The organism is Micromonospora sp. (genome assembly GCF_048594385.1).
GTDB classification, from domain to species: domain Bacteria; phylum Actinomycetota; class Actinomycetes; order Mycobacteriales; family Micromonosporaceae; genus Micromonospora; species Micromonospora wenchangensis.
Genome location: NZ_JBMDWU010000304.1, coordinates 1 through 7,979, shown reverse-complemented (window position 1 = coordinate 7,979; position 7,979 = coordinate 1). Strand labels below are relative to the sequence as shown.

The 7,979-nt window shown below is 74.3% G+C and carries 8 protein-coding genes; 1 reads left to right on the top strand and 7 read right to left on the bottom strand.

The genetic code is table 11. The features are described from left to right. From ACOJTC_RS16235 to ACOJTC_RS16220, 4 genes are all read right to left on the bottom strand, one after another. Positions 1-1,305: FtsX-like permease family protein (locus ACOJTC_RS16235; RefSeq protein ID WP_420117510.1), on the bottom strand; the 1,305-nt coding region annotated here is incomplete at its 3' end. Further along, on the bottom strand, positions 1,302-2,021 hold the full coding sequence (locus ACOJTC_RS16230) for an ABC transporter ATP-binding protein (RefSeq protein WP_420117509.1): 720 nt from the start codon (positions 2,019-2,021) through the stop codon (positions 1,302-1,304). The genes ACOJTC_RS16230 and ACOJTC_RS16235, both read right to left, overlap by 4 nt. Beyond that, a complete protein-coding gene (locus ACOJTC_RS16225; RefSeq protein ID WP_420117508.1) occupies positions 2,018-2,554 on the bottom strand; it encodes a PadR family transcriptional regulator in 537 nt (178 codons plus the stop codon). Before ACOJTC_RS16225 ends, ACOJTC_RS16230 begins: the two co-directional genes overlap by 4 nt. A gap of 114 nt (positions 2,555-2,668) precedes the next feature. Then, positions 2,669-3,238 carry a TIGR03086 family metal-binding protein gene (locus tag ACOJTC_RS16220; protein ID WP_420117507.1) on the bottom strand — a complete coding sequence of 190 codons (570 nt, stop codon included), beginning with the start codon at positions 3,236-3,238 and terminating at the stop codon, positions 2,669-2,671. Between the two features lie 31 nt (positions 3,239-3,269). Here ACOJTC_RS16220 and ACOJTC_RS16215 point away from each other — a divergent pair, with 31 nt between their 5' ends. Then, complete coding sequence (locus ACOJTC_RS16215; protein WP_420117506.1) at positions 3,270-4,082, top strand: AraC family transcriptional regulator; 813 nt, start codon at positions 3,270-3,272, stop codon at positions 4,080-4,082. 546 nt (positions 4,083-4,628) lie between these two features. Here ACOJTC_RS16215 and ACOJTC_RS16210 read toward each other — a convergent pair. The 3 genes from ACOJTC_RS16210 to ACOJTC_RS16200 all read right to left on the bottom strand — a co-directional run. Beyond that, positions 4,629-6,167: a SpoIIE family protein phosphatase gene (locus ACOJTC_RS16210; RefSeq protein WP_420117505.1), complete on the bottom strand. Its 1,539-nt coding sequence runs from the start codon at positions 6,165-6,167 to the stop codon at positions 4,629-4,631. 1 nt (position 6,168) lies between these two features. Then, complete coding sequence (locus tag ACOJTC_RS16205; protein ID WP_420117511.1) at positions 6,169-7,494, bottom strand: ATP-binding protein; 1,326 nt, start codon at positions 7,492-7,494, stop codon at positions 6,169-6,171. A gap of 23 nt (positions 7,495-7,517) precedes the next feature. Further along, positions 7,518-7,979 (bottom strand): SpoIIE family protein phosphatase (locus ACOJTC_RS16200; RefSeq protein WP_420117504.1); only part of this gene is annotated, 462 nt, incomplete at its 5' end.

Here is a 7,979-nt window from a genome sequence, read left to right as displayed (position 1 = left end):
CTGGACGGTCGGCCCCCCGTCGCTGCGTGGGCGGCCACCGGTGGTCCAGGTGAGCAGCAGGCCGCCGGCGAGCGCCAGCACCGTGGCCGGCACCGCCGGGGCCAGCGCCTGCCAGGCCACCGAGCAGCCGATGACGCTGCGGGGCACCCCGGAGGCGACCAGCGCCGCGTACGTCCGGCGGCGGGCGACGATCCCCTCGACCAGGGCGACGACCAGGCCACCGGCGGCCAGCGCCACCGCCACCTGGACCGCCCGGTCGACCAGGTCCATCGTGTTCAGGTAGAAGTCGTCGCTGGCGGCGAAGCTCTGGCCGATGGCCCGGTTCGCCGTCATGTCGGCGAGCATGGAGGCCCGCAGCCCGGCCGCGCCCGCCCCCACGATCACCGCCGCCAGCAGGGCGGCCAGGGTCCGGCTGCCGGCCCACGGGTCGGCGGTCAACCTGCGGGCGGCCAGCAGCGTGGCCGGCCCGCGACCCCACCGGTGCAGCAGCCGCCCGGCCGTGTGCGACAGCCAGCCGGTGCCGACCACCACCCCGACCAGCGCGGCCAGCGCACCACCGAGCATCAGCAACGGTTCCAGCACGGCAGGCGGGTCCTGACCACGGGCGGCGTACCACCGGCCGACCGGGACGAGCAGACCGTACGCGGCCACACCGGCCACGATCAGCAGCCCGGCCCACGGACCCGGGGCACGTTCCCGGCGGATCCGCCGGACCACCCCGAGCGGGGTCGCGGTGACCCGGCGCAGCAGGACGACGCCGACCAGCCCGGCCAGCACCGGCAGGCCGAGCACCACCGCCCCGATCGCCGGCGGTGACGGCAGCACGTCGGTGGGCAGGGGGAGCAGCCCCCGGGCGTCGGGCCGGTGCAGCAGCACCCGGCCCACCAGGTACGTCCCCAGCCCGACCAGGGTGCCCAGCAGACCGGCCAGCCCCGTCTCCACCGCGACCAGCACGGTCACCTGCCCGGGGGTGGCCCCGGCCAGCCGGAACGCGGCCAGTCGCCGGTCCCGGGCCGGCGCGCCGAGCCGGACGCACTGCCCGGCCAGGGCGAGCACCGGGACGGCGAGCAGCAGCAACGCGACCGCCGTCCCGCCGCGCAGGCCGGGCTCGCGCAGCAGCGCGTTGCCGTACTGCTCGGAGTTGTTCGCGCCCCGCCCGCCGGGTGGGGTGGGGATGGCCAGCACGGTGAGGGCCGCCAACGCGGCGAGCGCGGCCAGGGCCGCGCTGAGCGCGGTGAGGACGACCCGGGCGGTGTCGGTGCGGTTGCCGGCCAGGGCGAGCCGCAGCGCGACGACCGGTGTCACCTGGCGACCGCGCCGGGACCGGCCACCGGGGCGAGGGGTTCGTCCAGGCCGAGGCCGCTCGGGTCGACCACGCCGTCGCGGAGCATCACCTCGCGGTCGGCGTACGCGGCGATCCGGGGTTCGTGGGTGACCAGGACGATGGTGGTGCCCTGTTCCCGGGCGAGCTGGACGAGCCGGGTGAGGACCTCCTCGCCGCCGAGCGTGTCGAGCGCGCCGGTCGGCTCGTCGGCGAAGAGCACCCGGGGCCCGGTGACCAGGGCGCGGGCGGTGGCGCAGCGCTGCTGCTGCCCGCCGGACATCGCGCCGGGGCGTACGTCGGCGAGGTGGGCGACGCCGAGGCGGTCCTGCCATTCGCGCGCCACCCGCCCTGCGCCGCGCCGCCCCGTGCCGGCGAGGTGCAGGGGCAGGGCGACGTTCTCCGCCGCGGTCAGCTCGGGGACGAGCTGACCGAACTGGAACAACACCCCGAACTCGCTACGGCGCAGCCGGGACCGCGCCGCCTCGGGCCAGGTGTCGATCCGCTCCCCCCGCCAGTGCACCTCACCCTCGTCGGGGCGCAGGATGCCGGCGAGGCAGTGCAGCAGGGTGGACTTGCCGCAGCCGCTGGGCCCGGTCACCGCGACGATCTCCCCCTCGGCGACGTCGAGGCTGACGCCGCGCAGGGCCGGGGTCGGACCGTACGACCGGACCACGCCGCGTGCCTGGAGTCCGCTCACGGATGCACCTCCCGGTGCCAGTCGGCGACGCGGGTCAGGGTGGTGCGCAGCCACCGCAGGTCGGCGTCGAGGTGGGCGATGACGTAGTCGACGGCGACGACGTCGGCGAGGGTGGACGCGGGCGCCGTCTTGACGGCGGTGAGTTCGCGCAGCCGCTCGGTGTGCGCCCGCGCCTGGGCGATCAGGTAGGACCGGGCCGCGTTGAGGTCGGCGACCAGCAGCGCCACCGCCACCTTGGTGAAGAGCGCGCTCGTCACGTACGGCATGGGTGGCTCGACGGCGGCCAGCCAGCCGGTGAGCGCGGCCCGGCCCTGGTCGGTGAGGGTGTAGGAGGTCCGGTCGGGGCCGGCCTCGCGTTCCTGGCCGGCGCTGACCACCAGGCCGTCGCGTTGCAGGCGGCCCAGGGTGGCGTAGACCTGCCCGAAGGCGAGCGGCTTGGCCCGGGGCAGCCGGGTGTCGTGGGCCCGCTTCAGCTCGTAGCCGTGCCGGCTGCCGGCAGCCAGCAACCCGAGCAGCACGTGCGACGTGGACACCTGACTAACTATTCATTCGGCGAATAGCCGGTGTCAAGCAGCCTGGTCGACGTGACGGTGGGCGACCGGCTGGGACGGACGCGGCGGTCCCGCCACGCCCGACCGGTGGTGGGGTCAGCCGACCCAGGCCGGGTCCCGGCCGGTACGACCGAGCAGCCGGTCCAGCTCCGGGCGGGCCGCGTCGACCGGCACCTCCGGCCCGAACGCGCCCATCTGCCGGCCCGTCGGCCCCATCTCGTCCATGAAGCCGTGCAGCGCCCCGATGCTCTCCGGCGTCGGCTCGTACGGCTGGCCGGTGGCCCGCGCCAGGTCCCAGCCGTGCACCACCAGGTCCACCACGCCCATCAGGCCGACCGTCGACCGGGGCAGCCCCATCGCCGGCGCGACGCCCTCCTCGCTGGCCGGGTCCTCCCAGGCGGCGACGAGCCGGTCGGCCTCGACGGCGAACCGGTCCCGCCAGCCCGGCTCGGCCACGTGGTCGGTCTTGACCGACCAGTCCGTCTCCTGCCCGGCGGCCAGCCGCTGGAAGTTGACCGCCACGTCGTACACGTGGTTGATCAGGCCCCCGACGGTGTAGTCCGCGCACGGGGTGGGCAGGTCGAGCTGGTCGTCGCCGATCGCCCGGACCAACGCCACGGTCCGCGGGACGGCGGCACCCAGCAGCTCACTAGTCTTCGTTGCCATATTGCCAGCGTATGAAGGTGGTCTTGAACGAATGCGACAGCCACGCGGGGACGACCGGGGCATCCTCGATCCGGCCCGGTTCCGCCGGGAGCTGCGGTTCCGGCGGCACCTGCCGGACCCCGCGCTGCGCCCCTGGGTGGAGCACTACTGGCTGGTCGACTGGGCGCTGACCACGCCGTTCACGCAGCAGGTCGTGCCGCACCCGGCCGTCAACGTGGTGTTCCGCCGCGACGCCGCCGGCCCGGAGACCGCCGAGGTGGCCGGGGTCGGCCGCACCCTGTTCACCGTCACCCTGGCCGACGCCGGAGCAGTCAGCGGCATCCAGTTCCGCCCCGGGGGTTTCCGCCCGTTCTGGCGTCGCCCGGTCTCCGGTCTCACCAACCGGCACGTGCCGCTCGACACCGACCCGGCCGCCGCCCGCGCCGCCCGGTCCGTCGAAGCCGCGCCCCGCTGCGACGGTACGGACGACGAGCGCTGCCGCGCCCTGGACGCCTTCCTCCTCGCCTGGGCACCACGGCCCGACCCGGCGACGGCGGAGGCGATCGCCCTCGCCGAGGCGATCCGCACCGACCGCAGCGTGCTGCGGGTCGACGACCTCGCCCGCCGCCACGACCTGTCCGTACGGCGGTTGCAGCGGCTCTTCCTGGACCACGTCGGCGTCGGCCCCAAGTGGGTGATCCGCCGGTACCGCCTCCTGGAGGCGATCGAGCAGGCCGCCGCCGGGATGCCCGACTGGGCGACCCTCGCCGCCGACCTCGGCTACAGCGACCAGGCGCACCTGGCCCGCGACTTCGCCGCCGTCACCGGCCGCACCCCCACCGGCTACGCCCGCTCCCTGCGCTGACTCCCACCCACCCCCACCGGCGACCGCCTCCGTGGCCGGTCGCACCCTTGTGGAGAGTTATTTTCGTCATAGCCGCAAGAACTCTCCGCGATACGGGTGCGTGCGCCGCGCACCCGCATCGGTCAGCTACCGCGTGCACCGCGCCGCCGCCCCGGCCGATCCGAACAGCGGCCGGGCCCGGCAGCGTCCAACCCACCCATGGCGACAACAGTGAGTAACCACAGCCTCCCCACCCCCGGTCCCGCCCGCATCCTTTGCTCTGCTGCCATCACAGCGACAGCTACTCACCGTGCCGGGCGATGGGCACGACACACTCCCGGGCATCTTCTGAATTGGCAGTTCAGCGCGCTGGTGCGAATAGGTCAGCAGAGCAAAGGAGGGAGAAGGGAGTTACGGGGGATCGGCCTGCGATCACGGGGAGCAACATCGAAAGCGAAGCCCTCGCGTGAGCACCCTGAGTAATCAGGGCAGTGGTTGGGGTCGCCCGGGTCCGGGATGAGGGGCAGGAATTCGGGGGCGGGGTGGGCGTGGCGTACGGGGAAGCCCTCAGCGGCGGCGGACCGCCACCACAGCGACGTCGTCGTGGATCTCCGGCGGGGCCAGCTCCACCAGCAGCCGCTGGCAGAAACCGTCCAGGTCGTCGTCGACCACCGTCGCGCAGGCCGCCAGCGCGGCCAGGCCGTCGTCGATGGTGGTGTCCCGCCGCTCGATCAGCCCGTCGGTGTAGAGCACCAGTGTCGCCCCGGCCGGCAGGGTGAACTCCAGGTCCTCGGGGCGGTCCGCGCGCACCCCGAGCAGCGGGGCCGACTGCTGGACGAACTCCACCCGGCCGTCCACCGTCACCAACGCCGGCAGGTGCCCGGCGCTGGCCAGCCTGATCCGGCCCGTCGACGGATGCAGCAGCAGGATGCACAGGGTCGCCAGCTCGTTGCGCAGCAACGTACGCATCAGCACGTTGAGCCGGTCCACGATCACCCCCGGCTGGTGCCCCTCCACCGCGTACGCCCGCATCGCGTGCCGCAGCTCGGCCATCACCGTCGCCGCGTGCAGCGAGTGGCCGGCGACGTCGCCGATCGCCACCAGCAGGTGCCCGTCGAGCATCACCAGCTCGTAGAAGTCCCCGCCCACCTCGGTCTGCGCACTGGCCGGCTCGTAGCGGACCGCCAGGTCGAGGCCGGCGACGTCGGGCAGTCGGCGGGGCAGCAGGCTGCGCTGGAGGGTGACCGCGATCCGGTGCTCCTCGTCGTAGGAGCGCTGCGCCTCCACCGCCGAGGCGACCGCCTGCGCGAGCTGCACCAACACCGGGGTCCGGGCGGTCTGGGTGGCGGTGGGCACCACCACGTACAGCGGGGCGCGGTCCTCCCGCAGCTTCGCGGCGGCCACCGTCACCGTGTCGTCGGCCGGCCACCGCACCAGCGCCCACCCCTCGGGGGCGTCCACCCGGACGGTCGCGCCGGTCGGCACGCCGGTGTCGTCCACCACCCACGGCACGATCTCCGCCACCGCGCCCGGACCGGCGGCGACCCCGGCCAGGCACTCCCCGTCGAAGGTCTCCGCGACCACCGCCGCCGGACTGCGGAAGATCTGCGCCGCACCCGCCGCCGCCTCCTGCAACAGGCGAACGAAGGTGGACGCGGCGTGCACCGCCACGGTGGTGTCGGCCAGCCCGGTCAGCCGCTCGGCGAGCAGTTCCGCCCGCTGCCGCGCCTGGTAGTAGCGCAGCACCGCGTGCGCGGTGGCGACCAGCTCCTCCGGCTCGATCGGCTCGGCCAGGTACGCGTCCGCGCCCCGGGTCAACCCCTGGGCCCGGTCCACCACGTCGACGGCGTGCGCGGACACGTGGATCACCGGAATGGCCGGATGGTCCGCCTTGATCCGCTCGCAGACCTCGAAACCGCTGAGATCCGGCAGCCGGACGTCGAGCACCACCAGGTCGATCGGGTCCACCCCGACCCGGGCCAGCGCCTCGGTGCCGTTCTCCGCCTCCCGCACGGTGAAACCCGCCCGGGTCAGCCAACTCACCAGCAGGTAGCGCTTGGTGGGACTGTCATCGACCACCAGGATCGTCGGCGGGGCGGCGGCCACCTCACACTCCCGCCACGGGCAGGTCAACCGTGAAACTGCTGCCCCGGCCCGGTTCGCTGGTCAGCGTCAGGGTGCCGCCGAGCAGCGTCACCAACCGCCGGGCGTACGGCAGGCCGAGGCCGGTGCCGCTGCGCCGGCTGGTGCCGGGCACCTGGTAGAACTCCTCGAACACCCGTTCGTGCAGCTCGGCGGGGATGCCCGGCCCGGTGTCCGAGACACAGACGCGGAGCCGGTCGTCGACACGTTCGGCGCGCATCCGCACCTCACCCCGGTCGGTGAACTTCACCGCGTTGTGCAGCAGGTTGCGCAACACCTGGGCCAGCAGCACCTCGTCCGAGCGGAGCACCGTGCCCGGGGGCGGCTCCTCAACCACCAACTCCACCTCGGAACGCAGGGTGAGCGCACGCAGCGTCCCGCGCAGCTGCCCGAAGACCGCCCGCAGGTCGACCTGCGCCCACTCCGGCTCGATCCGGCCCGCCTCCGCCTTGGCCAGGTCAAGCAGATCGTTGACCAGGGAGAGCAGGTCGGCGGCCGAGGACCGGATCAGCTCGACCTGCTGTGCCTGTTCGCCGGTGAGGGGGTCCGACGCCGAGTCGGTCAACAACCGTCCCAGCCCGATGATCGCGGTCACCGGCGCCCGCAGCTCGTGGCTGACATTGGCCAGGAACCGGCTCTTCGACTCGCTCGCCGCGCGGAGCTGGGCCGACTTCTCGTCCAACTCGGCGTAGAGCGCCACCACGCCCCGGTTGGTCTCCTCCAGCTCCTCGGAGAGCTGGGTGTAGAGCGCCATCACACCCCGGTTGGTCTCCTCCAGTTCGGCGTTCAGCACGGCCAGCTCGTCGCGCTGGCTGCGTACCTCGTCGAGGGCGGCGATGAGCTGCCCGTTCTGGGTGGCCAACTCGTCCAGGGCGCTGGCCGGCGCGCTGGCACCCAGTTCGGCGCGCAGCTCCGCCAGGCGCTGCGGAGTCAGCGCCGCAGCGGCGGGCGGGACACGTCGGGACATCCTCACGACGGTATCTCCCTGCACGTCCGCCAGCCCCAGGGTGTCCACCAACCGCGCCACCGCGCCGGACTGCGGCTCGTACCGGTTGCCGGGCAACGGGCGCAGCGGGGCGAGGTCGACGCTGAGCAGCCGCCGGCCGTCCGGCTCCGTCACACAGGAGAAGGTGACGTCCGCGCCGTCCACCGCGCGCAGCAGGTCCCGGGCCACCTCGCTGAGGGCGGTGGCGAACCGGACCTGGTCCTGGTGCTCCAGCCCGATCGCGGCGGCGACCTCCCGGCCCCGCTGGCGTACGCCGAAGATGTCCTGTTCCACCCGCAACGCCATCCGCAACAGGGGTTCGCGGGCGGTCACGACGGGATTCTCGCGGCCAGCACACAGGCGTCGTCCCGACGTACCCCGGCATCGCGCAGCAGGGTCGCCGCGACGACGACCGGCGCCCGCCCGAACAGACCCGGATAGTCCTCGGCGCGCCACCGGTCCACCACCCCGTCGCTCTGCATCACCAGCGTCGCGCCGGACGGGAACGGGTAGTCGTACCCGCGTACCGTCGGGCGCTGGTGGCCGGCGATGCCGGGCAGCGAGACCAGCCCCCGCCGGGTGCCGTCGGGGGCCAGCACGGTCCCGGTGATGTTGCCCAGGCCGGCGTAGCGCAGCAGGCCCGCCGCCGGGTCCAGCTCCGCCACCGCCACCGCGGCCCCCCGGGTGTGCGACATCGCCCGGTGCAGGTGCGTCACGACCACGGCGGGCGGCCCGTCCGGCGCGGACCGGAAGGCGGCCACGGCCGCCTCGGCGGCGACGTTGGCCAGCGG

Bases quoted from the DNA above. Each gene is read 5' to 3' on its own strand.
- ACOJTC_RS16220 (WP_420117507.1), bottom strand. From the start codon at position 3,238: ATGGCAACGAAGACTAGTGAGCTGCTGGGTGCCGCCGTCCCGCGGACC.
- ACOJTC_RS16215 (WP_420117506.1), top strand. From the start codon at position 3,270: ATGCGACAGCCACGCGGGGACGACCGGGGCATCCTCGATCCGGCCCGG.
- ACOJTC_RS16205 (WP_420117511.1), bottom strand. From the start codon at position 7,494: ATGGCGTTGCGGGTGGAACAGGACATCTTCGGCGTACGCCAGCGGGGC.